The organism is Spirosoma koreense, from assembly GCF_054777875.1.
This window is the reverse complement of sequence record NZ_BAAHAC010000027.1, coordinates 343,712-368,454: the sequence shown is the minus strand read 5'-3', so window position 1 is coordinate 368,454 and position 24,743 is coordinate 343,712. Positions and strand designations below refer to the sequence as shown.

The following is a 24,743-nucleotide window of genomic DNA, read 5'->3' as shown; positions in this document are numbered from 1 at the left end:
TTATGGAGAAAACAATTGTTATATCGACTCTCAACGGAAAAGTTAGGGCTTATATTGAACTACTTAAGCTGAAATTGACACTGGCGGTAGTCTTTTCCGGGGTGTTCGGTTATTGTTTGGCCGCTGACCAAATAACCTGGTGGAAAATTGCGGTACTAGCGATTGCTTCAATTGCTATAACAGGAGCGGCAAACATCATCAACCAAATTATTGAGAAAGATTCTGACAAGGTAATGAAACGAACAGCGATTCGGCCATTACCAACAGGCCGCTTAAGTGTTCAGGAGGCTGCAGTCTTCGCTTTTATTCTGTTTAGCGCGGGCTGCGTACTGTATGTCGAGTTTTTCAATGTTCGGGCAATGGCACTGGCTGTACTGTCCTTACTTTTATACGGATTTGTTTATACTCCTCTAAAAAGAAAAGGCCAGATCGCCGTTTTTGTCGGAGCACTGCCAGGCGCTTTCCCACCAATGATCGGCTGGGTTGCTGCAACCAATCATTTCGGCTGGGCGCCCGGAATTCTGTTCGCCATTCAGTTTTTCTGGCAGTTCCCCCATTTCTGGGCCATCGGCTGGCTGGCATTTGATGAGTATAAAAAAGCGGGTATACAAATGATGCCTGGTAACGGAAAAACAACCGAGACAGCTTTCCGGATTATGATCTATACGCTCTTTCTGGTGCCGGTAGGTTGGCTACCATACCTGCTCGGAATGACCGGTATAAATTCGGCTTTAATAGCCATGGTCGGCGGAATCTTGTTTCTGGCGCAGACGTTTCATCTAATGAGAACCTGCACCGACAAAGCGGCTCTACAAATGATGTTTGGTTCATTGCTGTATTTGCCTGTTGTGCAGATTGTTTATCTACTGGATAAAGTATAACAACAAAACATGAACGAATTGGTAAATGACATTTCAATCGTAGAAGAGCCACAGGAAACGCTCTCAATGAATCCACGGAAGTTTATTTTGTGGCTCTTCATTGTCAGCATCATTATGCTCTTTGCCGCTATGACCAGCGCCTATCTGGTTCGGAGAGCGGAGGGAAACTGGCTGGAATACGATATTCCATCTATTTTCACGTATAGCTCGGTAGTGTTGGTAGTTAGTAGCCTGACAATGCACTGGGCTTATCTGGCCGCAAAAAAAGACGATTTCAGCAGTCTGAAAATTGCGATAACTATTACTTTTGTACTGGGAGCGATTTTTCTGTACATGCAGTTTCAGGGCTGGGTCGACCTGGTCAATGAGAATGTATTCTTCGTTGGGAATCCGGCGGGCTCATTTATGTATATTTTCACCGGCCTGCATGGTTTCCACTTGATATCCGGTCTGATCGTATTAGTGTTTGCGTTGGTAGCTGCTTATCGGTTTAAGGTTCATGCAAAAAACCTGAATCAGATTGAAATTGCCGCAACGTACTGGCATTTTTTAGACATTTTGTGGTTGTATTTGTTTTTCTTTTTAGTCTATTTTCATTGATAATCGTTTAGACGCATGGCGGCTACTGTAACACACGATACCCTGACGACCGACTCTGACCAAGTATTCGACAAGAAGACATGGATGGGTGGTGTTGAACCAATGAAGGTGAGCTACGGCAAGCTGATGATGTGGTTCTTCCTGATTTCCGACACCTTTACGTTTTCAGCTCTGCTGGTGACGTATGGACTGATTCGATATAGCTACCCAGCCTGGGACCCTAAAGTTTACGGCGAAGTCTTCAAGTTCTCGAACCTATATTGGCCGTCGCCCGAACATGTCTATAATTCGGTTCCCTTTCTGCACGGCATAGACTTACCACTTATTTTTGTCGGTATCATGACGTTCATCCTGATTTTCAGTAGCGTCACTATGGTACTTGCGGTTGAGGCAGGTCACCGGATGGATCAGGCCGATGTGGAGAAATATATGCTATGGACGATCCTGGGCGGACTAGCTTTCTTAGGAAGCCAGGCGTGGGAATGGTCGCACTTTATCCACGGTACCGAAACCGGAACGACGATCAGTGAAATTGTCAATGGACAAACCATACAACGAACCATATTTGGGGCCAATCTGGTCGAGAATCAGTACGGTCCTCCAGCTTTTGCCGATCTGTTCTTCTTCATCACAGGTTTCCACGGTACCCACGTATTCAGTGGTGTTGTGCTGAACATACTTATCTTTTACCGGGCAGCTACAGGTCTATATAAACGCCGTGGTCACTACGAAATGGTCGAGAAAGTGGGGCTTTACTGGCACTTTGTCGATCTGGTCTGGGTATTCGTCTTCACATTCTTTTATCTGGTATAACCACCTTTTATCATGTCTGATCACACACACGGAACTCACGAGGTTGGCGAGATACCACCCGCTAATACTGGCGTCATCTGGCGCACGTTCTGGATTTTATTAGGTATTACCGTCGTTGAATTTACGCTGGCTTATCTGATGAAGGCTGGTGGGCTTCGGACGTCATTTTTTATCATCATGACGTTGGTAAAGGCTTTTTATATTGTCGGTGAATTCATGCACCTCAAGCACGAAGTAAAAAGCCTGATCTGGGCCATTGTTGTTCCTATCGTATTTATCATCTGGTTGTTAGTTGCACTGCTAATGGAAGGCGGTTCGATTTTTGAATTACGTTAACGTATGACGGCCACTAGAAAAGCCGGGATCCTGCTCGCTACGCTGCTGGTCCCGGCTTTACTGTATCTATTCCTCAGGTTTGGTACGCAGAATCATTACACGCTTCCCCGCTATTTACCCAAAATTGATTCGACAACGGGCGAACCGTTGATGGGGAAAGTAGTGCAGCCTGATGGGCGCGAACTGACGGATACAATTTATAATCATATTCCTCCGTTCAGCCTGATCGACCAAGATGGTAGAACGACAAATCAGTTGATTGTAAAAGACAAAATTTACGTGGCTGATTTCTTCTTTACCCGCTGTGGAACCATTTGCCCCAGAATTTCTTCGCAACTGACACGGGTGCAGGACATCTTCCGTAACGACCCGAACCTTGTCTTGCTCTCGTATACGGTCGATCCGGAACATGATCGACCGGCTCAGCTGAAAGCATATGCTAAAAAGTACGAGGCTATTCCTGGCAAGTGGTATTTCCTGACTGGCAGCAAAGTGGATATATACAATTTGGCTATGCATGGGTATTACCTGCCAACAGTAGACGCAGGTGTGCAGGCAGGCAAGCCAGACGAAACTTTTATCCACAGCGAAAAGTTGGTATTAGTGGATAAGCAGGGAATTGTAAGAGGCTTCTACGACGGCACGGACAAAGAAGACGTCGATCGGTTAGTTCTGGAAATCAGAGTATTAAGAGATATTTATAACAAAAAATAGATATGGACGTATTAGAGGGCGTTCAGGAACGGAAAGCCAATCGGCTGATTAATATCCTGGCTATAGCTATTCCCGTTGCCGTAGCAGTCTTATTAGGTATCCGCCAGAAAGTGGATCTGGGCAACTGGACAACTTATCTGCCGCACATCAATGGAATCATCAATTCGCTAACATCTGTATTGTTGCTGATGGGATTCTATTTTATAAAACGAAAAAAAATAGAGGCCCATAAGCGCACAATGTTGACTGCGTTTACACTCGGCTCGTTATTTCTGGTAAGTTATGTGCTCTATCACCTGACCAACGAGTCTACACCGTTCGGAGGAGAGGGATGGGTACGGCCAGTTTACTACTTTCTGCTGATAACGCATATCGTCCTGTCGATCGTTGTGGTTTGGTTTGTTTTACGAGCGGTTTACTACGCATCGAGCGGACAAATAGCCAAGCACAAACAGACGGTAAAATATGCGTTCCCAATTTGGTTATACGTTAGTATAACGGGTGTAATTGTGTATCTGATGATTAAACCTTATTACTTGCATTGATCAGACCTGAGGTATGAAACGTTGGAACGTGTGGTTAATTCTGATTATTCTACTCGCCGTTACTCCGGAACTAATGGCACAGTGTGCTATGTGTCGGGGAACTGTAGAGAGTACAGTAAGCAATGGGCGTAGTGTAGTGGCTTCGGACCTGAATATAGGTATACTTTATTTATTGATGGCTCCTTACCTCCTAGTCGCATCGATTGGTTATTTCTGGTACAGACAAAGCAAACGCGAGCATGGACGACGTCTCGAAATTACAAGCCGCGTTAAACGGGCTATGTCCTAGGTGTAGAAAAGGTAAAATTTTTAAACAACCGTTCTACTCCCCCCGCGGTTTTGACGATATGTATGAGCTATGCCCACATTGTGGCTTGCGCTATGAAGTCGAACCGGGTTATTTTATTGGTGCTATGTATGTTAGCTACGCTATTTCAGGCGGAGTTGCACTCATATTGGGGTTTTTACTTTTTTATTTAGCCAATGATCCGGAAGGCTGGGTTTACGCAGCCGTTGTCTCACCGGTCATGATCCTGATAGCTCCTGTCAATTTTCGAATATCACGCGTCATCTGGTTATATTACGTAGCTGGAATCAAGTATGTGAAAGGGCTCTGAGAAGCCCTTTTTTTTTGAGAAATTTTTTACACGGGTGCAACCTACCCCCCGTTGTTTTGCATCTTGCCAGTGAACCTGAACACCAATGATTCGACTTATACCGTTTTTTACAACCGAAGCGCAGTTGATCGCTGCTTTGAAGCGGGGTGAAAGCCGCGCTCATAAGGTTGCTTATGAACGGTTTGCGGGTAAAATGCTGGCCGTTTGCACTCGCTACTGCGCCAATCGGGATGATGCCGAAGAAGTAATGATCGATGGATTCATGCGTGTATTTGAAAAAATCGAGCAGTTTCGGGAAGATGGCAGCTTCGAAGGTTGGGTAAGACGCATCATGGTTACCGAATCGTTGATGTTTCTTCGAAAGTCCAAACAATGGCGTCAGGAGATTCCTATTGAAGATGTACCCATTGAGCCAGATTACGAATGGGCTGATACAGCACTCAACGAAAACGATTTATTACGATTGGTGAATCAACTGCCAGACGGATATCGTACCGTATTTAACCTATATGCCATTGAAGGATATGCCCACGCCGAAATTGCCCAAATGCTCGGTATTTCGGAGGGTACATCTAAATCGCAACTAAGTCGGGCGCGGCTATTGCTGCAGGCAAACCTGAAAAAACTGGAGCAGGAACCAAGCTATGGGATGAACGAAGATTATGGAAAAAAACACGGAAAAGCAGCCAATTGACGATCTGTTTGCCAGAAAGCTGAGCAACATGTCGTTATCGCCAAGTGCTGATGGGTTTGAGCGGTTGCAGGCGCGTATGGGCCAGCAAAAGCCCGAAGCACGTATTGTGTTCTGGCGCAACCCTGCGCTGCAACGCTATATGGCAGCCGCTGCCTGCCTGCTACTGGTTTGCCTGTTCGGCTGGCTATACTGGCCATCGACGCAAAATCCAGTGTCGGAAGGGGCAAAGCTGGCTACTAATCGGACTAACTATAAGCCGATGAACGGGCCTAAAGAAAAAAAAGCGGATCAGGTAACTGAAAAAGCATACTCTGAAGTGCCGGCTCTCGTGCCCGCCGATGTAATTCAAAGCGAACAACTAGCTCAGGCCAACAAAGCCTCCGAGAAAATCGTGCAACCGACTCGTGCAAGTGAACAATCAGCCGATTTTCATAAGCATGCACATCATCAGCCAGATCATGCCGCAAATACATCGGTTCTGGCGCAAACAAAACCAACTGAAGCAGAGATTGGGCAGTCTACACCCCTCGCAGCCGAAGCGAAGCCGGCTACCGTGGCTACACTGCAGGTAGCTGACAATATGCCCACTACCAAGTCCAACCCACCTGCTGAACGTGTACTGGTCGTAACGATCGAGGAGCCGGCCACGCTGGTAGCTGCCCGGCAGGTAGCAAAAGAAGCTGTAGAAGAGAAAACGCTGGCAGTGGCCAACGATAAGCCCGAAAAAGAAGTAAAAGCAGGCCTGTGGCAACAGGTCAAGCGGTTTAAGCAGGGAGACATATTCGCACGCCGGGACAATGCGGCCAACGACGATCAGGGCTTACTTGGGCGAGCCTATAATGGTCTGAAACACAGTTTAGAAAAAGATAAATCGTCTAAACAATGAAGGGTATACTACGCATGATCGCTACGGCGCTTGTCCTTATGACAACCGTAACCACTCAGGCAAAATCATTGAATCCGGTAGATTCATTAGTTATCCGGTTTGCCAATCGAACCCGGCTGGTGATCTACGCGCCCGATAAAGCGGGAATTCAGGCCTTATCGAACTACGATCTAAATAAAATTGTGCGGGAAATGGGTATGAAACTCGATTCCGTACCGGGTGGTCAGGCGGCCATTTCCCAAAACGGAGATCGTTTTTTGAAAGATACCGTACTGGTCGTCACCAAAAAGAAAGACGGTGTATCAATCATTATCAATAGTAATGGTGATACGACACAAACGAATACCTTGCAGAGTAATAACAGCCGGGACTATGAACGGTCGAGACGGAGACGATCGGACCGCGAGCGATGGAATATCGACTATGGCATAAGTGTCGGGCTGAATAATTTTATTCAGCAGAGTACATTGCCGGCTTACCCAGAAGATAGTTACGACCTTAAGCCCCTGGGATCGCGCTACATTGCCCTGGCACTGGGAGCTATGCCAACCATCATCCGGGGTAAATACGCGTCGCTGAAGCTATATTATGGCGTTGAAGTGGCTTGGAACAACTTTATGTTCGAGGGTAACAACATAGCTCAGAAAGAACCAACCGGCGTTGGCTTCCCAGACGCAGGCCGGGATTTGCAAAAAAGTAAGCTGACGGTCTGCTCAATCGGAGTACCGGTAGTGCCGCGGGTAACCTTCTACAATACCGATGGCAGAAAAATCTGTCACATTGGTCTGGGTGGATACATCAACTATCGACTGGATAGTTACCGAAAAGTAAAAGAGGCCGATGGCAGTAAAGATCGGCGGCATTCGGATTTCTACCTGAACGACTATCGCTATGGGTTGGTAGCGCACCTGGGTTTTCGAACGATTGGCTTTTTCGTGAAATACGATCTGAGCCCGCTCTTTCAGGATGGTAAAGGCCCCGACGTACGGACGCTTACATTTGGGATTGGCATCTAATCTATGTTGAATAAAACAGTCTCTATTATCGGTTGTGGATGGGTGGGGTGGCCGCTGGCCGAGCGGCTTCTGACGGCCGGATTACTCACAAAAGGGAGTACCACGACGCCAGAAAAATTACCTCTTCTGAAACAAGCCCATATAGACGCTTATTTGGTGTCCTTGTCGCCTGAGCCTGTCGGTGATTTGGCGGCACTCCTCCAGGCTGATACGGTTATCATTGATATACCCCCCAAAGCCGGAAAATTAGGTGATTCGTTTCACCCACAACAAATCCGGCATCTGACCAACGCCATTCGATCATCGCCCGTGCAGCATGTCATTTACATCAGTTCGACGTCTGTTTATCCAGAATCGAATCGAGTGGTGGTCGAGACCGACGTCACAGAGCCGGCGCAGTCGGCGGCACCGGCCTTTATTGAGGCAGAGCAGCTAATTCATGGTCTCGCTCCCGAACAGGTTGTCACGATTGTACGGTTTGGTGGGCTGGTAGGCTACAACCGGATACCGGGCAAATACGTGTCCGGCCGGACGGTCGACAGCGGGGCAGTACCGGTAAACTACATTCATCGGGATGATGCAGTAGGCTTGTTAACGACTGTCGTTGAGCAAAGGATCAGCGGCACCTTCAATGCCGTTGCGCCAGAACACCCAACCCGCGAAGCGGTGTACCGAAAAAGCTGCGCAGAGTTCGGGTATGAGCTACCGAACTTTGCGCAGCCGACGAAGCCCGTTCCCTTCAAAATAATCAGTCCGGAAAAACTGATTCGTGCTACTAATTATTCCTTTTTGTACCCAGACCCACTTCAGTTTTTGTACCGGCTATGAGCGAAGTAATTGCCGAACGCGGGTCTTGAAAAAGCCACCAGACGATTTGCGCTTCGGTGTAACGGCTCGATTGAGAGCCGCCAGAAATAAAAAATATCCCTGTGCGTGCCACGCCCGAAAGCGCTTACTAAGCTCGAAATCATAATTCGGCATATAAGCCAGTAATTTTTCGAGGTCAAATCCATCAGCGGCTACCCCGACGCCAGCGCGTTGCCCATCGATTGCATTACAAGCCTGCTCGAAATGGTTAGGTTGTGGAATCATTAGAGCCGGTTTGCCAAGATAAGCGGCTTCGCAGACCGACTCGAAGCCAGCCGTCGTAACGATGGCTTTACAGCGTGCCATAAACTCCAGGAAACGCTTTCCATCGATAGCGTGATAAGTCAGGGTGTCGTCGATGGCTTCGTCGGCAAGTTTTGTTCCGGCATGAAAACCATCGATGCGAACATTCGGATGTTGGCGGTGCGCCTTCAGAATCTCAACCTGTAAACCAGGCTGGGTTACATAAGCCAACAGAAATTCATCGTCTGTCGCTGCTAATTGGGTAACTTCCTGGCGTAGAAGCGGTGGTACAATCCGCAACCGCTGACGAGGTTCGTCGGCCTGTTTATCGAACGACAAGGCCAGCAATTCGTGCGCTCCAAAACAGGTCAAAAGGGTATTTAGCCTGAAAGCCTGTCGGTAAAACCATTGGCCTTTCGGACACTGAAAGTTGGGGTGGAAAGCCATGTACTGGTGAGCAATGCATACCATAGGGACCGACGGACTTAGCAAGGCGTAGGTTAAACCGCCGAGCATTTCGTAAAAATTAACGACTACATCCGGTCGCTCTGTTTCGATCAGTCGATGGACCTGCTTCAGACTTTGCCAGAACGGACGAATCGCCCGAATTGCCTGCAGAGTAGTCTTAAACGGTTCAAGCGCATTGGTACCTGCATTGTACACCAGACCAGGGCTAAAAATAGGCGTAATGGGCGCTGGAAAGGCTTCCCAAAAAAAGGCCGGAACGTCCCGTTGTGCCGTAACACCGACTACAGCCCCAATAACTTCGTGGCCAGCAGTCTGAAGTAGTTGAGATAGCGACAATGCCTGGGTCAAGTGCCCCCGGCCTTCACCTTGTACTAGAAATAAAATGCGCATAACTAAGCGGGATTAGGTTAATGGAGTGGGTACACCGCTGTCCTCAAAGCGGCTCGACTTGACGTCTTTGGCGTACGTTTCAGGGAGTTCATCACCTTTAGCCAGGTCGGCCGTATAATACAGCAGACTCCAGTTACCGTCATGATCTTCGACAAGAGCGCTCAATGATTCGACCCAATCGCCCGAATTCATGTATATAATCCCGTCGAACTCGCGGATGGCAGGCTGGTGGATATGCCCACAAATAATCCCATCGCAGTTTCGGGCACGGGCCAACTCGGTTAGCTTCTGTTCGTAATCTGAGATGTAACTGACAGCGTGTTTGATTCTGGATTTAATCCGTTGAGAAAGCGAGTAATAAGGCAGCCCGCGCCAGCTTCGGTAGTTGTTGTAAAACTTATTGATCCAGAGTAGAAGAGTATACCCAAGGTCGCCCAGATAAGCGAGCCATTTCATGTGAGACGTGATCGAATCGAACACGTCGCCGTGTGTAACATAAAATTTCCTAACTCCTGACGTTAGCGTGTAATCTTTGCGGATCGAGAAATTCCGGCCCACTTTGAGGGGCATGATCTGATCTAGAAAATCATCATGATTCCCGCGCAGGTAAACAACTTTTGTATTATAATGAACGATTTGCTTTAAAACCGTTTTAAAAAAAGCAGTATGTTTCCGCTTCCAGGTGCCGTACTGCTTCAATTGCCAGCCATCCACAATGTCGCCATTGAGAATCAGCTTCTGACAGGAATAATTCCGTAGGAATTCCGTAGCCTCCTTTGCTTTAGAGCCCGCTGTGCCGAGGTGAATGTCGGAAAGCACAATTGTGCGGAATTGAGTGCTGACTTGCATGGACGAAGCTATACGTCAACCATGAAGTAGGATTTATTGAAATGTTACCAAATTGACAAGAATATAGCTCTGCAAGAGCCTTTGTTCATATTGACTTAACAAACCACAGAAAATGGAGAATCCGGTGCTTATTTTCGGAGCGGGTAGCCTGGGCTTAACGGCTTTAGACCTGTTTCAGCGAAACAATGTGGTGGTGTATGGCCTCCTGGACGATGATAAAGCCCTGCACGGAAACCAGTTCGGTGAAGTGTCGGTACTGGGTGAAACGGACGACGATGGTTTTCTAAAACTGATTGGCCACAAATGCGAAGCCTTCATCGCTATCGGCGACACTCGCGTGCGGAAGCGGCTGGTTAAGATGCTTAACGAACGGCGTAAGGTGCAGCCTGTCAACGCCATTCATGAAACTGCTACGGTATCCACAATGGCCAGTCTGGGCCACGGTAATCTTATTGCGGCCTCGGTGATAGTGAATCCACTTGCCGAAATCGGGCAGCACTGTATTGTTCAGGCTGGAGCCGTTATTGAGACCCAGGCCAAACTTGGTGATTATGTTCAGGTTGGGAGCGGGAGTATTATAAGTACTGGAGTTACCGTAGAAGAAGGAGCCTTTATTGGCACTGGAGCAACCCTGGTGGCGGGTATTACAATCGGTAAGAACGCCCGCATCGGTGCCGGCTCAGTGGTTGTTGAGAATGTGGCCGCCAATGCAACTGTCTTCGGCAATCCGGCCAAAGCCCTTTAGAAAATAATTGTTCGTACGTAGTTGATCTCTGAAGTCAACTACGTACGAACAGCTACCTATTATTCGACGTATAACACTTCATTGGCCAGGAAGTCCTGATACGTCTGTTCAATGCCCTCTTTAAGTTCCATGGTGTGTTTCCAGCCCATAGCATGAAGCCGCGACACGTCCATTAGCTTACGAGGTGTGCCATCGGGTTTCTCGGTGTTCCAGCGTAGTTCACCTTCATAACCAACGGTTTCTTTCACCATTTCGGCTAATTCCCGAATAGTAACGTCTTCGCCGGTACCGATGTTGACGAACAACTCGTCATTATAGTGCTCCATCAGGAAGAAGCAGGCATCGGCTAGGTCGTCGGCGTGCAGAAACTCGCGCCGGGGCGAACCTGTTCCCCAAACCTCTACGAAAGGCTGATCGTTGATTTTCGCTTCGTGGAACTTGCGGATCAGCGCGGGCAACACGTGTGAGCCCTGTAGGTCATAATTATCGTTGGGGCCATACAGATTGGTAGGCATGGCCGAAATAAAATCACATCCATACTGACTCCGGTAGGCCTCACACAACTTGATCCCGGTTATTTTAGCGATAGCATACGGTTCATTGGTCGATTCGAGAAAGCCACTGAGCAAGTATTCTTCCTTGAGCGGCTGCGGAGCCAGTTTCGGATAAATACAGGACGAACCCAGGAACAGTAACTTCTTAACTTCTGTTTGATAGGCACTATGAATGATATTCGATTCAATCATAACGTTATCATACAAAAATTCAGCCCGGTAGATATTATTGGCTAAAATACCCCCTACTTTAGCGGCTGCCAGAAAGACATAATCGGGGCGTTCCTGAGCAAAAAAGTCGGCTACAGCCGCCTGATTGCGTAAGTCCAGTTCGGATGAAGTGCGTGTAATGATGTTAGTGTAGCCTTCGGCTTGGAGCTTGCGAACAAGAGCCGAACCCACCATACCCCGGTGTCCGGCAACATAAATGCGGGCCTGTTTTTCCACGAGAATTTATAATTAACAAACCACCAGACAGTTAGGCGGACAGGTTGATAAAATAATATGAGTTTACTAAGCGTTGCAAAAGTAACAAACTTCAGGTTCCAATCGTTTGCTTACATCATGTTTCCCGTCAAATTGAAAGCACTGATTTCGTTTTTGGTTCTCATCGGCGTGGGTTCGTCGGTGGTATGGGCACAGACGTCCGGCGTCGGAACTGGCCCAGCTTCGCTTACCACAGCCACAAAACCAGTGCTCGTTCCTACGGGTGCTCCGGCATCTCCTTTTTCATCGGGACCGGCCTCGCTCACCACTCTTGGGCTGCCGAGTATGACCTCGTTGAAAGAACAGAAAGATGCTTATCTGGCCGGTATCATGCCCGATCTGGGGTTGAAGGTAAAACAACTCAAAAAATTAAAGGCCGACCGCAAGAGTAAGCGTAAACTGGCTAAGACCGAGTACGAAGGATTGTCTATGGTCAAGGCCTACACCAAGTTTGGTAGTGGCGACCGAACCATTATAGAAGAATTCAACGTGCTGCGCGACAACGATGCCGTCAAGCCATTGCCCTATGTTCGGGATGTTTACCGCTATTTTCAGAAATCGAATCGCGTAACCAACTCTATCGTCAAAGACGAAGGGAGTGGGCTATTGCTGCACGGGCCTTACAGACGTTACCAGAACGATGCTCTGATAGAAGAGGGCTATTACTACGCAGGCATGAAAGACGGACGCTGGGAAAAATACGATGCCAAGTTCATGCTCACGGATAAAACATACTGGCACCGGGGTGTACCGGCGGAATCGCAGATAACTTATTACGATTCGACCCATCATCGGATCAAAGAAATCATTCCGATGGAGTACGGAAAAATTAAAGGGACTTACACGGCTTTTCATCCCAATGGGTTACTGGCTGAAGAAGGAAAATACGATAATGGGGTAAAAATCGGTCGCTGGACGGAATACTATCCCATCAACCCGAGCGGTCGGCGGATGCGTCGGAAACTGACGCAGTATGCCAGTGATCGATGGGATACGGAATTTGAGCCTTACACCATCACCGAATGGGACGAAAAAGGCAAAGTCACCTACGAACGGGCAAAGGAAAAAGTTATTCAGGAAGACGAAACCGAGAATTAACCGGCAAAATCGACCGTAGCCAGCTATCGGCTCTTAAATACTCCCTTGGGGTCGGGCAGTTTGGCCAGCAACTCATCCAGATACCCTAAATCGAGCGAAGACGAGTCGAGATGATAGGCCTGGTGAAAATACTCCCATGCCTTGGCATAATCCGCTCTCAAAAAATACACGACCGAAAGTTTCTGGATGTACACCGCATTGGCAGCACTAAGGGCTATAGCTCGCTGTAGATGATTTTCGGCATCGGCCAATACGTCGGTACTGGCTTTATCCTGATAATGCTTAATTTCGAGCGTAGCCAGATCGGTCATCAGAGCAACATTACTGTCGGCCAGGGCAAGCCCTCGTTTTAAGAGTCGAATGGCATCGGGCAATTGATTTTTCTGGTAACAGACTACGCCTAATCCCCAGTAGGCATCGGGGTTGTGGTCGTTCAGCAACCAGGCCAGGTTAAAGCGGTAAGCCGCCGTGTCTAATTGCCGACTGGTTATGTAATCCCAACCCCGATCGGCAAAGAAGTTACTAGCTTCCGTCCGGTTGGCGAAATTTCGGTCGCAATCGTTTAAAAAATGGATTTCATCGCCGATCTGATCTGCCGTTTTCGGACGCTCCCCAAAAAGTGGAAGTACATTCAGGGCCTCGCGCGTTAGAACGGCTTTGTCGGTCGAGCCTGCTTCCGTTGGTCGGGCAATCGTTTCGGTGGGCGTGTCTGTTGTCCGAGACTGGCGGACAGAGTCGCCTGAACGCGCCGAGGTAACGAACTGTTTAGACTGGGCTGCCGCAAAAAACGGTAACGCAACTAAAGTCCATTGTATCAGATACATCCGAACGATCATATAAATTCAGTACACCACGGTGCGTGTCTCGATAAAACGAAAGTGCGCGTCTGCTTAGTACATTGTCAGTAAATTAACGTCGGCCCTTACGCGGATTCGAGCCACCCGACCTGCTTTTTACTGACTCCCCCGATTTTGAATGGAAAGCTTTGGCCCGGGCTTTGGGAGGCTGCGCTGTCGTTTTGTTTTTTGACCCGGTCCGGGTTTTGGCACCGGATAAATGCTTTACTTTCTTATCATGAAAAGCCCCTAAAAAGGTAGGGTCTTCCTTTCGACGCTGCTCGTCTATTTCGCGTAGCATGGCCTGCTGTTCATCAAAAGGAGTTTCCGTGACCTCAACCTGCGGGGGAAGCGGTTGCCGGGGAATGGTCATACGGATGATTTTTTCAATCTTCTGTACGTGATATTCTTCCGCAATGGTCAGAAAGGTGATGGCTTCTCCCGTGCGATTGGCCCGACCGGTACGACCAATCCGGTGGACATAATCTTCGTAGATCAGAGGCAGATCGAAGTTGATGACGTGGCTTACCTGCGCTACGTCGATTCCCCGAGAAGCGACGTCTGTGGCAACCAATACCCGAATATTGCCTTCCCTGAACGCATCCATGGCATTAATCCGCGTGTTCTGACCCTTGTTGGCATGAATCACCCGAATCTGGTCGGACTCGATTACTTTACGCGCCAGAAATTTGTAGATGTTCTCGGCCGTACTTTTGGAGCGGGCAAAGATGATGACCCGCTGGAAACGGTCCTGGCCGATCAGATAATCCAGCAGATTGATTTTCGTCCTGAAATTAGGCACTTCGTAAATAACCTGGCTCACCATATCGGCGGTTGAGGCCTGTGGCGTAACCTCAATCTTAATCGGGGCTTCCAGAAACTCAGCCGACAGCTTCTCGACCCGTCCACCGAAAGTCGCCGAAAACAATAGATTCTGACGTTTGCTGGGTATGACTTCCAGAATCGAGCGGATCTGGGGCATAAAACCCATATCCATCATCTTATCGGCTTCGTCGAGAACCATGGTGCGAATATCTTTCGTCACGATTTCACCCAAGCGGTACAGGTCCATAAAGCGCCCAGGCGTCGCTACCAGCAGATCGACGCCCTTGCGAAGTGTTTCGATCTGGGTCTTCGGTCCGAGGCCGCCATATAGCGCCAAATGCCGCAGGCCGGTATACTTCCCCAGTTCACTGACGGCTTCGTTGATCTGAATTACCAGTTCGCGCGTTGGGGCCAGGATCAGGGCTCTTGGATTTGTTCCCTGCGCATATTTGATTTTCATGAGCAGTGGGAGCAGATAAGCCGCTGTTTTGCCGGTTCCTGTTTGCGCAATACCCAGAATATCGTGGTTGCCCAGGCTGAGTGTAATTGTTTGCTGCTGGATAGGGGTCGGTTCGGCATAGCCAAGATCGGCGACCGCGTTGAGTAGTTGCCGATTCAGCTCAAACTGCTCGAAAGAAGTAATTTCCATAGGATATCGGTAGTCAGTGGGGTCGATAATCAGTCCTGAACATCGGTTCTACCGACTGGTATCGATCGACTTTCAGAACGGTTTTACTATCCGTTCCACTGCACTAACGTAGCCTGAGCCAAACAGATTCACATGGACCAGTAATGGATAGAGATTATAAAGAGAAACCCGTTCGTCGAAGCCGGGCTGAAGTGGGTAAGCTTCGTCGTAGGCAGCGTAAAAATGATCGTCGAAACCCGCGAAGAGTTTGGTAAAGGCAAGCTCGGCTTCGCGAAACCCGTAATAAACAGCGGGGTCGATCAGCGCAGGTTGTTGATCTTCGTTGACCAACACATTTCCCGACCAAAGATCACCGTGGAGTAACGCAGGCCGTTCGTTTGGAATGAGGTCGGACAACTGAGCCCGCAGGCGTAAAAGCGCATCGTAGGTTGGTTTTTCCAGCAAACCCTTATAGAGCGCTAAGCCAGCTAGAGGTAACAGACGATGATCGAAGAAAAAATCATAGCCATTGGTCGTGAGGGTGTTCTGCTGAGGTAACGACCCGATGAAGTTGTCGAAATTCAGCCCAAATTTAGGTTGCGTATGGGAGTGTATCACCGCCAGCGACTGGCCGAGCGCTTCCCAATACGCTTTATTAGGTTTGCCCGATTCGATGAATTCCAGAATCAGATAAGATTTGCCACCCTGCTGTCCATAGCCAATCACTTGCGGAATCTGTAGAGCGTCGGTTTGGCGGAGCAAATCCAGCCCACGGGCTTCTGCTTCGAACATAGCTGAATGCTCGTGCTGTTCAAACTGATTCCATTTGACAAAAAAAACGCCCTCCGACGAAAATACCCGCGCTGCGGTATTGATGTCCCCCCCGGACACGAACTGAGTTTCGATAACGTCGACGGTGTGGCCCAACGCCGAGAACAGAATGCTTTCAAAAAATGAGAATTGCTCGTCGCCCCAGAAATCCATGCTTTATTTGCGTAGTGATCGTTTCAGTAGGCGCTGGGCCTTTCTGAACCACCCAAAATTACCAGCTACTGAGTTATGAATTCGCAAATTCAGCATTTATACGACATTGCCGGCAAACCCGAGCGCCGGATTATCGGACTGATGTCGGGTACTTCTCTCGATGGCCTCGATGTAGCACTCTGCCGAATGGCAAACAGCGGACCTGCTACGCGGGTTACGCTCGAACGGTTCGCTACGGTTCCGTATACCGACGACCTGAAAGCCGAGATCCGTACGGTGTTCGCTAAAAAAGAAATCGATTTCGAGCGGCTTTGTTTATTGAATCCATATATCGGCCAGTTACACGGCCAGATGGTGCTCGATTGCCTGCGCGAATGGAATATCCAGCCTACCGAAATCGACACCATTGCCAGCCATGGCCAAACGGTATATCATGCCCCTAAAAAGCAACACCGGCACGATAAGTTTCCGAATGCAACCCTACAAATTGGCGATGGGGATCACCTGGCGGCCGTAACGGGGATTCTTACGGTGAGTGATTTCCGGCAGAAACACATCGCTCATGGTGGTGAAGGAGCACCATTGGCCGTGTACGGCGATTATTTTATATTCTCTCAACCGGGAGAGAACCGCCTTCTGCTCAATATGGGCGGTATTGCGAACTTTACTTACCTACCAGCCGATGGAAATGCCGGCGAGGTATTCACCACTGATACAGGACCAGGTAATACTCTGCTGGATGCTTACGCCCGCATGTTACTCAATAAATCTTATGATGAAAATGGGCAACTAGCCGCTCAAGGCCGAGTAAATCCTGCCTTACTTCAGGCATTGAAAACGAATCCGTTTTTCGACGCGTCTTTCCCAAAAACGACCGGCCCTGAGGTTTTCAACGCTGCCTACGTCAACGAAGCGCAGGTTCGCAGCCAGACTCAGCAACTGTCTGCTGCCGATCTGATGGCAACGCTTGTGCAGTTCAGCGCCGATACCATTGCGGATGCGATCCGTCGGGTCATGCAACCAGGCATGCTATACCGAGTTTATATGAGTGGGGGAGGCATGCACAATCCGGTTCTGACCAGTGCTATACAGCGGCAGCTACCAAACGCTACTTTTGGCCGCACTGACGAACTGGGTATTAGTGGCGATGCGAAGGAAGCCGTTCTGTTTGCGGTACTGGCCAATGAAAGCCTGGCCGGCGGAGCTACATTTTTTGGAGAACGGCAGGGGGTTCCGAGCGTAACGATGGGGAAAATAAGTTTTCCGACCTAGTGTATCGCGGACTTAAGCCCATAATACATCAGCGAACAGGAATTAGGTGTCTTTTCTGACTTCTGAGCAGTTGCTTGATTGAGTGTTTTTCGACAGCCCGACAACGAATTCTTACGATACAGTCTTCATCACAAGGAAAAACGTCAGTTAACCCTATTTCACTTTAACAACGCAACGTATTTACCTTACTGTTTCGGTCTGAAAACCTTCATTTTTTCTTCGTTCGTTGTCAGGAACGGCCCACCGATCAGGTCGATACAGTACGGAATAGCTGGGAACACAACCGATAAACATTGCCCAATGGCAGTGGGCTTGCCGGGTAAGTTCAGCATAAGCGTCTGATTCCGGATGCCGGCTGTCTGACGGGACAGAATAGCCGTCGGGACATATTTTAGGCTTTCCTGGCGCATAAGCTCCCCAAATCCGGGCATCATCTTCTGACAGACGGCTTCGGTCGCTTCCGGGGTTACGTCACGCAGCGCCGGGCCTGTTCCGCCCGTCGTTACCACCAGGCAACACCCTTCCCCATCTGCCAGCTCGATCAGTGTGGCTTCGAGCTGATCCTGCTCATCGGGAATAACGCGGTACACAGGTTCCCACGGGCAGGTAAGCCAGTCGGTAAGCAAACTCACAACCGCTTTGCCCGGAATGTCTTCATAAACACCCGCGCTGGCCCGGTCGGAGACATTGATAATTCCGATTCGAATCATGACATGTAAAAATGAATAATGGCTGATGAGTAACGCATAATGGCAGGAGGTGAAAGCATTATACATTACTCATTAGCCATTGTTCATTCACTTATGGTTTTTTTCGTTTCAGCGCTAAATCGTGCGCGGTATCGTAATACGAACGCAGGCTACTCCAGTCAAATACGTCGGCAATGCTTTCCACCTGGTTTCTTTGTTTGATGCGGTCGCGCTGGGCCATGCGTACAAACCGGTACAGTACATCGGCCAATTGGTCGGCCGCTTCGTTGAACGATTGCGTCCGGCGGTTAATCACGTAGATGCCCCGGTTTTCGTAATCCCGCATGATCTGCATGATGAAATCCCCAAATCCTGACTGATCGCTGGTAACGGTCGGAATGCCCCGGACAACGCATTCTAAAGGGGTATACCCCCAAGGTTCGTAGTAGCTTGGAAAAACGCCCAGATGGCAACCGCGTACGAATTGGCTGTAATCCAGGCCAAATAGTGGATTTGTCGAGGCAATGAAATCAGGGTGATAGACGATCTTGACCCGGTCATATTCATTATTGACCAGATTGGCCTGGCGGATAAACCGCGTCATATCATCTTCATTGACCAGGTTGTGGGTTACGAAAGGGGGAAGGTGCTTTGTCTTCCAGCTTTGAACAGTACGTCGTAGCCGTAACCGCCAGTAGTCGTCAACGAAGTTATTCAGATCAGGCAGCGAATTGCTTTGCGTATTGGAAGCCGCTGCGTGGAATAAACGCTCACCCACCTGCTTTTCGATGCTTTCGCAAGTCTCCTGAATCTCATCGAGCAGCGCCCGTGAGTGCAGAACATCCGGATTGATAGAGGTGTAGGGCTGCTTGGTCACCATAAACATGACCACGGTGGTGTCCATGTTAGCTTCCCGCATCCGATAGTTTAGGCGGGCGAGTGCTTCGAGCGTAAGGTCATAGCCTTTATTCGTGAACTCAAATCGGCCCGACGTGAAAAAATACAGGGTTTTTTCCAGATCGAACGAATAGCTCTGGAAAAAGTGGCCCATGACAAATTCATGAATCTTTTGTTTATACCGGACGTGTAAATTCTGGAATTCGTGAACAGCCGCAAAGCGGGTAACATTCAGGCCATTGGGCAGGACTAAATCAGGATTGCGACCCAGAAAAACTTCGCACTCCCGAGCCGTTACATCGCTGACGGTTGTAAACACGTGTGCTTGTAGGGCTGCCAGTCGCTCGATGGTCGCCTGGGTTTCAATGTTATAATGCTGGGCTTCCCGCTTCCAGTCGAAAAAAGGGAGCTTGCCGTAGAAGCCGGGCTCGTTCTGAGCCAGGTAGCGCCCAAGCATGGTAGCGTGGGTCGTAAATACGGTGGCTACTTTTACATTCTCCCGACGAAGGTCAGGCAGGCCGGTACTGGCCATCCATTCGTGAAAATGCGCTACAAAATCGACCCGACGGGAGTGGTCTTCGGCCAGAAGAGTAATGAACAGCCGGACCATTTCGCCAAAAGCAATGGTCTGATTGACAAGGTCTTCTATGTACAGCGTGGAGAGCTGGTAATTAACCCATAAACGCGTTTTTATCTGATTGAGCTGCGCTGTATGGATGCTGTTGATGTCGAACAAAACTACGCGGGGCCGTCCCGTAACCAGCCAATAGCCGTACTCGACGTGGAAGCCCAACTGCCGCATTTTCCGGACCGTCTGGCCGATTTCAGTCTCGTCGGATTCGGTAATGGGTTCGAATTCGGCGGCTGCCCGCTGCGGAAAATACGGACCCAGTGCTACGTAGTTATCGTCCCATTTTTCGACCATCGCTGGTACTTTCGACCGGATAACCGTATAAATTCCACCTACCTGATTGCACACCTCCCAGGCGACCTCGAGTAGGAGCTTCCGCTTCGATGTTGAAAATACCGATTCCAATGTTATGCCTGATTTTAAATAGAAAGTTTAGTACGGGTGATCCTTGCTTAACGAATTGCAATTAAGTACATAAACAAAAAAAGAAAAACTTGTTTATTTCAGGTATGATTTTGCGTCTGTCACCTCGGTCTTCCGATTACGCGACAGGGTATAGTTAAAGCCAGGCTGAATACTATAGGCCCCGTATTGTCCCTGCTTGTTTATGGCCAGAAAACCGACCTGTATATCTTTATAATCCTGTTTTTTAACGATCCGCAGGGCGGCTTCCTCGCAGGCTTGCTGCGGGGTTCGTCCCTGCCGCATCAGCTCAACCACCAGAAATGAGCCACAGGTCCGCATGACCAGCTCCCCCAATCCGGTTGCGCAGGCTCCGCCAATTTCATTATCGACGAACAAACCCGCACCGATAATGGGTGAATCGCCGACACGCCCCCGCATTTTATAGGCTAAACCACTGGTTGTACAGGCGCCAGACAAGTTGCCCTGGCTGTCGATCGCTAACATACCGATTGTATCATGGCGCTCGATGTTCGCAATCGGCTTGTATTTGGCTGTTTTGAGCCATTCGCGCCATTCCTTTTCTGCTTTTTTGGTGAGCAGATTTTGCTTCTCGAATCCCTGCGACAACGCAAAGGTTAAGGCTCCTTCACCACTCAGCATTACATGGGGGGTTTTTTCCATAACAGCTCGCGCCACGGAGATAGGGTGCATGATGTGTTCCAGAAACGTTACGGAACCCGCGTTGCCTTTTTCATCCATAATACAGGCATCGAGCGTAACATGCCCATCGCGGTCGGGGCGGCCGCCGTAGCCGACACTCATATCCTCAGGGTCCGCTTCAGGTATTCGTACGCCGGCTTCTACGGCATCCAGCGACCGCCCGCCCCGATCCAGTACGGTCTGAGCGGCTGCATTGGCTTTGGGTTGTTTCCAAGTCGAGATGACCACAGGTTCAAGAGCAAGCGTATTACTGGGCTGAGAGTTGGCAACTGCGTTGAAGGGCCTGAAGGGAAGAGAAGGAATCAACCCCGCCAGTGAGCTAAGGGTTAAAAAACGACGTCGATTGATCATAGGTATGGGCGGCTTATGGCCCAAAATAAAGGAATAAACGGTTGGCATTTGCTACTTTTAATCAATTAATTCAAAACCCTGTATGACGCTCCCTGCCAAACACATATTATTGATGGATGGCCCTGACAGTAAAGGCCTGATTTATCACGTAACGGGTGTACTGTTTCGCCACAATCTGAACATTATTCATAATGATGAATACGTAAGTCCGTCGGGGCGATTTTTTATGCGTACTGAATTCGAAGGTACGTTCGATAGCCATGCCTTACTGACTGAATTGAAAGCGACGCTGCCTACTCCCGGCCAGGAAGAAACCGCTGGAATTACATTTCGCCTGAACCCCAAACGAAAGAAAAATATAGTAGTGATGGTAACCAAAGAGCATCACTGCCTGGGCGAATTGTTGATTCGCTACGCTTTCGATGAACTGGACGCCGATATCCTGGCCGTTGTGAGCAATTACAATGTGCTGCAACCACTAGTCAGTAAGTTCGGGATTCCGTTTCATTACATTTCTCATGAAGACAAAACCCGCGAAGAACATGAAGCGGCTATTCTGCGTACGCTGACCATTTATCAACCCGAGTATCTGGTGCTGGCGAAATATATGCGTGTGTTATCGCCTGCTTTTGTTAATCAGTTTCCTGATCGGATCATTAATATACATCACTCTTTTCTCCCCGCTTTTGTGGGAGCTAACCCGTATCGACAAGCCTACGAGCGTGGAGTGAAAATTATAGGAGCTACGGCCCATTTTGTGAACAACGACCTCGACGAAGGCCCCATCATTGCGCAGGACGTGAAAGACGTCGATCATCGGCGCACGGCGGCCGACATGGCTACCGAGGGCAAAGACGTCGAGAAAATTGTGCTATCCCAGGCTCTGAAGCTCGTATTCAATGATCGGGTTTTTATTTCCGGAAATCGGGCGATTGTGCTGTAAGAGCAGCCTGCCGGATCACCGCCCGAATCTTTTCTTCGTCCGCTTCTACGTATTCGTACTCACTGGGCAGGCTGGTCGCCATCGATACCAGCGGCTGTCGGTATACCATCCGGCTGTCTTCTTTCGTGCTGCCGCTCAGGTGTAACGCATCGACCCCGGTCTCAATCAGTAGCGCTGCATTGTTCCCATTCACACCGGCACCGGCCATAATTTCAATGCGATTCGCTGCTTTCCGGACCAACTGGTCCAAGATTGGCAGCCCAAGTTCAACGGTCTGTTGCTGGCCAGAGGTCAGGATGCGGACGGCACCCGTGCGGATAACGGCTTCGAGCGCTTCGAGCGGATCGCGGGTCATGTCGAACGCACGGTGGAAAGTGACCGGTAAAGGATCGGCCAGCTCAATAAGTTGCCGGGTCCGCAATTCGTCTACAGTTCCATTGGGCTGTAACATACCCAGAACGATACCGTCTGCGCCCAGTGTTTTGGCCATTTCGATATCGGCTTTCATAACGGCCAGTTCATTCTTCGTGTACAGGAAATCCCCTCCGCGCGGCCGAATCATCACGTAAAATGGGATAGTCAGATGCTGACGAACCAGTTGGATCAGGCCCGCGCTGGGCGTTGTACCTCCTTCGGCTAAACCGCCACATAGCTCGACCCGGCCGGCTCCGGCGCGCTGTGCCGTCAAACAGGAATCAAGGGAATAAGCACAAATTTCGATGAGCATAAATCGTCTTGGTAGATGAGTGATGAAGTCAATAATACGCAGGCCGAAATTAGAAAGAACACCCGTCGAATTTCGAGCCTGAAAATTTATTTGAGCGGATATAAACAATCGCTGTTTTTGTGCGTTAATCGCCTAAATCCCGGTACAATAGTAATTGTGAACATTTTTGCGTAAAATAGCTTGCATATTAACTGTTTTTTTACTTTTGCACCCTCATTGAAATTGTCTTTAAAAAGAACGCACTATGTACTGGACTCTTGAACTGGCATCCTATCTGGAAGATGCCCCCTGGCCTGCCACCAAAGATGAATTGATTGATTATTCGATCCGTTCCGGGGCACCTCTCGAAGTCGTTGAGAACTTACAGGAACTCGAAGACGATGGTCAGCCGTACGAAAGTATTGAAGAAATCTGGCCAGATTATCCAACGAAAGATGACTTCTTTTTCAACGAAGACGAATATTGATCGATTGGGTCGTTTCAAACAAAAAAGGCGTAATCCTCACAGGGTAATTACGCCTTTTTTATGTCCCTTTCGTGGGCTGAAATTCGCCTGATAAGCACCTGAAATCGAAGTAATTTTCATCCCATCTCAGGCAAACAAAACTTCGTGGTGCTTAGCTTTTGCCCGGCTCCGGCTCCTGACTGCTGACCGACTTTCTGACGGGGCGATCGTATTTTTTAGGGGCATATAAAAACCCAAATGCTTCAGCACCTTCTTTAGTGTGCACTTTGTGGTGGATATAGTGCGCCCGCATGATCCGCTGCATATACCGACCGCTGGTATCCAGCTTTACTTTTACCCGCCGGTGAACAATGATATCGTGAAATACGAAGTAGAAAAAACCGTATAGGGTTACCCCCGCGCCAATCCAGGTCAAAAAATCCAGTTCCGGATAAGCAACACCCGTGCCGATCAGTGCGATGGCCGTCAAGGCAAACACTACGGCAAACAGATCGTTTATTTCAAAAAACCCTTTGTGATGGTTGTGGTGATCGTGGTGCCAGCTCCACAAAAAGCCATGCATAACGTATTTGTGCGTGAACCACGCGACACCCTCCATAAAAAGGAAAGTTCCCAGAACCAAGGCAACGTTTATCAGCATTTTAGCGTTTCTTAAAGTAGAGAATAAACCGGATTTAGTCTCTCAAAGCCGATCTGTTTATCCGATTTCATTGATCTACTAACGGTTTATACAACGGAAAAGTTGGCGATAATAAGTCGACTTTACGGCCAAAAGTAGAGATTCGAATCGAATACTTGCATGTTTGTGGAAAAGCCGTATATTTATCCCAATTCGGAGCTCAACCAGCTGAATCCATCGGTTATGGACTATCAGGCGCTCAAAAACCTGGTCAAACGGGGAGAGGGTAGCAATTTAGAGTTCAAGCTGAAAACAAATCATCCCGAGAAAATTATTCGGGGCGTGGTAGCTTTCGCTAATACAAACGGCGGTATCATGCTCATCGGCGTCGGCGATGATAAGAAGATTCCCGGATTGAAATACGCCGATGAGGACGAATACCTACTCGTCCGGGCCATCAACAAATACTGCTTTCCCCGCATTTCGTACACCATCGAACGCGTCCAACTCTACGACGAGCGCGAAGTTCTTGTTATTCGAGTACCCCGTAGCCCAACCCGGCCGCATTACATTCTTCCGGACCCGACCAACCCCGACGATAAGAAAGTGTACGTGCGTGTCGGCGACAAGTCGGTGCAGGCCAGCCGCGAAGTGCGCGAAATTTTGAAGGGTGAACAAGCCGACCGCGATATCCGGTTTACGTACGGTGAGAAAGAGCGGAAACTCATGCAACACTTGGGTGAGCATAATAGCATCACAGTCGATTTGTTTGCGTCCATTGCCGGAATTTCCCGGAAAATTGCTTCCCGTACCTTAGTGCTGCTGGTCTTGGCGCACGTGCTCGAAATTCATCCCAGCGATGTGGTAGACCGCTATACAACGCGGGCCGTACAGTAAAATCGAGTCCAATTTTCCGTATCGATCGGGAATGTCTTACTTTGTCATGCT

The 24,743-nt window shown here is 49.0% G+C and carries 29 protein-coding genes; 18 read left to right on the top strand and 11 right to left on the bottom strand.

Translation table 11 applies throughout. From position 1 onward, the window contains the following. The first annotated feature begins 2 nt into the window (after positions 1-2). From cyoE to ACYVC2_RS27065, 12 genes are all read left to right on the top strand, one after another. Positions 3-881, top strand: coding sequence for a heme o synthase (cyoE, locus tag ACYVC2_RS27120; RefSeq protein ID WP_461107855.1), 879 nt, complete (start codon positions 3-5; stop codon positions 879-881). A gap of 9 nt (positions 882-890) precedes the next feature. Next, a complete protein-coding gene (locus ACYVC2_RS27115) occupies positions 891-1,481 on the top strand; it encodes a cytochrome c oxidase subunit 3 (protein ID WP_461107853.1) in 591 nt (196 codons plus the stop codon). A gap of 15 nt (positions 1,482-1,496) precedes the next feature. Beyond that, entirely contained in the window at positions 1,497-2,294 is a 798-nt protein-coding gene (locus ACYVC2_RS27110) for a cytochrome c oxidase subunit 3 (RefSeq protein WP_461107851.1), read from the top strand. A gap of 12 nt (positions 2,295-2,306) precedes the next feature. Continuing rightward, on the top strand, positions 2,307-2,630 hold the full coding sequence (locus tag ACYVC2_RS27105) for a cytochrome C oxidase subunit IV family protein (protein ID WP_461107849.1): 324 nt from the start codon (positions 2,307-2,309) through the stop codon (positions 2,628-2,630). 3 nt (positions 2,631-2,633) lie between these two features. After that, positions 2,634-3,344: an SCO family protein gene (locus ACYVC2_RS27100; RefSeq protein WP_461107847.1), complete on the top strand. Its 711-nt coding sequence runs from the start codon at positions 2,634-2,636 to the stop codon at positions 3,342-3,344. A 2-nt stretch (positions 3,345-3,346) separates the two neighbouring features. Next, on the top strand, positions 3,347-3,889 hold the full coding sequence (locus ACYVC2_RS27095; RefSeq protein ID WP_461107845.1) for a DUF420 domain-containing protein: 543 nt from the start codon (positions 3,347-3,349) through the stop codon (positions 3,887-3,889). 13 nt (positions 3,890-3,902) lie between these two features. Then, on the top strand, positions 3,903-4,178 hold the full coding sequence (locus tag ACYVC2_RS27090; RefSeq protein WP_461107843.1) for a hypothetical protein: 276 nt from the start codon (positions 3,903-3,905) through the stop codon (positions 4,176-4,178). Beyond that, positions 4,129-4,506: a DUF983 domain-containing protein gene (locus ACYVC2_RS27085; protein WP_461107841.1), complete on the top strand. Its 378-nt coding sequence runs from the start codon at positions 4,129-4,131 to the stop codon at positions 4,504-4,506. The genes ACYVC2_RS27090 and ACYVC2_RS27085 overlap by 50 nt, the downstream gene beginning before the upstream one ends. A gap of 85 nt (positions 4,507-4,591) precedes the next feature. After that, positions 4,592-5,200 (top strand): RNA polymerase sigma factor, encoded by a 609-nt coding sequence (locus ACYVC2_RS27080; protein WP_461107839.1) that lies wholly within the window; start codon positions 4,592-4,594, stop codon positions 5,198-5,200. Beyond that, positions 5,169-6,086: a hypothetical protein gene (locus tag ACYVC2_RS27075; RefSeq protein ID WP_461107837.1), complete on the top strand. Its 918-nt coding sequence runs from the start codon at positions 5,169-5,171 to the stop codon at positions 6,084-6,086. The genes ACYVC2_RS27080 and ACYVC2_RS27075 overlap by 32 nt, the downstream gene beginning before the upstream one ends. Next, a complete protein-coding gene (locus ACYVC2_RS27070) occupies positions 6,083-7,102 on the top strand; it encodes an outer membrane beta-barrel protein (protein ID WP_461107835.1) in 1,020 nt (339 codons plus the stop codon). The genes ACYVC2_RS27075 and ACYVC2_RS27070 overlap by 4 nt, the downstream gene beginning before the upstream one ends. A 3-nt stretch (positions 7,103-7,105) precedes the next feature. Then, a complete protein-coding gene (locus ACYVC2_RS27065; RefSeq protein WP_461107833.1) occupies positions 7,106-7,930 on the top strand; it encodes a Rossmann-fold NAD(P)-binding domain-containing protein in 825 nt (274 codons plus the stop codon). Here the strand turns inward: ACYVC2_RS27065 and ACYVC2_RS27060 are convergent. After that, a complete protein-coding gene (locus ACYVC2_RS27060; RefSeq protein ID WP_461107831.1) occupies positions 7,925-9,070 on the bottom strand; it encodes a glycosyltransferase family protein in 1,146 nt (381 codons plus the stop codon). The two genes, ACYVC2_RS27065 and ACYVC2_RS27060, sit on opposite strands and share 6 nt — an antisense overlap. Positions 9,071-9,082: 12 nt before the next feature. Further along, positions 9,083-9,919 carry a UDP-2,3-diacylglucosamine diphosphatase gene (locus tag ACYVC2_RS27055; protein WP_461107829.1) on the bottom strand — a complete coding sequence of 279 codons (837 nt, stop codon included), beginning with the start codon at positions 9,917-9,919 and terminating at the stop codon, positions 9,083-9,085. Positions 9,920-10,031: 112 nt separating this feature from the next. Here ACYVC2_RS27055 and ACYVC2_RS27050 point away from each other — a divergent pair, with 112 nt between their 5' ends. Next, positions 10,032-10,664, top strand: coding sequence for an acetyltransferase (locus tag ACYVC2_RS27050; RefSeq protein ID WP_461107827.1), 633 nt, complete (start codon positions 10,032-10,034; stop codon positions 10,662-10,664). Positions 10,665-10,723: 59 nt separating this feature from the next. On the opposite strand, the gene fcl is transcribed toward ACYVC2_RS27050, so the two are convergent. Next, entirely contained in the window at positions 10,724-11,665 is a 942-nt protein-coding gene (gene fcl, locus ACYVC2_RS27045) for a GDP-L-fucose synthase (RefSeq protein ID WP_461107825.1), read from the bottom strand. 117 nt (positions 11,666-11,782) lie between these two features. On the opposite strand from fcl, the gene ACYVC2_RS27040 reads away from it, so the two are divergent. Beyond that, positions 11,783-12,802, top strand: coding sequence for a toxin-antitoxin system YwqK family antitoxin (locus tag ACYVC2_RS27040; protein ID WP_461107823.1), 1,020 nt, complete (start codon positions 11,783-11,785; stop codon positions 12,800-12,802). 23 nt (positions 12,803-12,825) lie between these two features. Here the strand turns inward: ACYVC2_RS27040 and ACYVC2_RS27035 are convergent, their stop codons facing one another. The 3 genes from ACYVC2_RS27035 to ACYVC2_RS27025 all read right to left on the bottom strand — a co-directional run bounded on the left by ACYVC2_RS27035 (position 12,826) and on the right by ACYVC2_RS27025 (position 16,075). After that, positions 12,826-13,638, bottom strand: coding sequence for a tetratricopeptide repeat protein (locus tag ACYVC2_RS27035; protein WP_461107821.1), 813 nt, complete (start codon positions 13,636-13,638; stop codon positions 12,826-12,828). Between the two features lie 73 nt (positions 13,639-13,711). Continuing rightward, entirely contained in the window at positions 13,712-15,112 is a 1,401-nt protein-coding gene (locus ACYVC2_RS27030) for a DEAD/DEAH box helicase (RefSeq protein WP_461107819.1), read from the bottom strand. Between the two features lie 72 nt (positions 15,113-15,184). Continuing rightward, on the bottom strand, positions 15,185-16,075 hold the full coding sequence (locus tag ACYVC2_RS27025; protein WP_461107817.1) for a fructosamine kinase family protein: 891 nt from the start codon (positions 16,073-16,075) through the stop codon (positions 15,185-15,187). A 75-nt stretch (positions 16,076-16,150) separates the two neighbouring features. Between ACYVC2_RS27025 and ACYVC2_RS27020 the strand changes: the two genes are divergently transcribed. Continuing rightward, positions 16,151-17,347 carry an anhydro-N-acetylmuramic acid kinase gene (locus ACYVC2_RS27020; RefSeq protein ID WP_461107815.1) on the top strand — a complete coding sequence of 399 codons (1,197 nt, stop codon included), beginning with the start codon at positions 16,151-16,153 and terminating at the stop codon, positions 17,345-17,347. Between the two features lie 185 nt (positions 17,348-17,532). Here ACYVC2_RS27020 and mog read toward each other — a convergent pair whose 3' ends face one another. The 3 genes from mog to ACYVC2_RS27005 all read right to left on the bottom strand — a co-directional run bounded on the left by mog (position 17,533) and on the right by ACYVC2_RS27005 (position 21,040). After that, on the bottom strand, positions 17,533-18,057 hold the full coding sequence (gene mog / locus ACYVC2_RS27015) for a molybdopterin adenylyltransferase (protein WP_461107813.1): 525 nt from the start codon (positions 18,055-18,057) through the stop codon (positions 17,533-17,535). Positions 18,058-18,148: 91 nt separating this feature from the next. Beyond that, complete coding sequence (locus ACYVC2_RS27010) at positions 18,149-19,969, bottom strand: glycosyltransferase (protein WP_461107811.1); 1,821 nt, start codon at positions 19,967-19,969, stop codon at positions 18,149-18,151. A 93-nt stretch (positions 19,970-20,062) separates the two neighbouring features. Further along, positions 20,063-21,040 carry an isoaspartyl peptidase/L-asparaginase family protein gene (locus ACYVC2_RS27005; RefSeq protein WP_461107809.1) on the bottom strand — a complete coding sequence of 326 codons (978 nt, stop codon included), beginning with the start codon at positions 21,038-21,040 and terminating at the stop codon, positions 20,063-20,065. Positions 21,041-21,152: 112 nt separating this feature from the next. On the opposite strand from ACYVC2_RS27005, the gene purU reads away from it, so the two are divergent. Further along, a complete protein-coding gene (gene purU / locus ACYVC2_RS27000) occupies positions 21,153-21,983 on the top strand; it encodes a formyltetrahydrofolate deformylase (RefSeq protein WP_461108122.1) in 831 nt (276 codons plus the stop codon). Here the strand turns inward: purU and ACYVC2_RS26995 are convergent. Next, positions 21,952-22,710, bottom strand: coding sequence for a copper homeostasis protein CutC (locus tag ACYVC2_RS26995; protein ID WP_461107807.1), 759 nt, complete (start codon positions 22,708-22,710; stop codon positions 21,952-21,954). The genes purU and ACYVC2_RS26995 overlap by 32 nt on opposite strands. Before the next feature lie 244 nt (positions 22,711-22,954). Between ACYVC2_RS26995 and ACYVC2_RS26990 the strand changes: the two genes are divergently transcribed. Then, a complete protein-coding gene (locus tag ACYVC2_RS26990) occupies positions 22,955-23,176 on the top strand; it encodes a DUF2795 domain-containing protein (protein ID WP_009284883.1) in 222 nt (73 codons plus the stop codon). A gap of 151 nt (positions 23,177-23,327) precedes the next feature. On the opposite strand, the gene ACYVC2_RS26985 is transcribed toward ACYVC2_RS26990, so the two are convergent. Beyond that, positions 23,328-23,816 carry a sterol desaturase family protein gene (locus ACYVC2_RS26985; protein WP_461107805.1) on the bottom strand — a complete coding sequence of 163 codons (489 nt, stop codon included), beginning with the start codon at positions 23,814-23,816 and terminating at the stop codon, positions 23,328-23,330. A 207-nt stretch (positions 23,817-24,023) separates the two neighbouring features. Here ACYVC2_RS26985 and ACYVC2_RS26980 point away from each other — a divergent pair, with 207 nt between their 5' ends. After that, the gene (locus tag ACYVC2_RS26980) at positions 24,024-24,692 is read left to right on the top strand and encodes an AlbA family DNA-binding domain-containing protein (protein ID WP_461108120.1); all 669 of its coding nucleotides are present in this window, start codon (positions 24,024-24,026) and stop codon (positions 24,690-24,692) included. Positions 24,693-24,743: the final 51 nt, after the last annotated feature.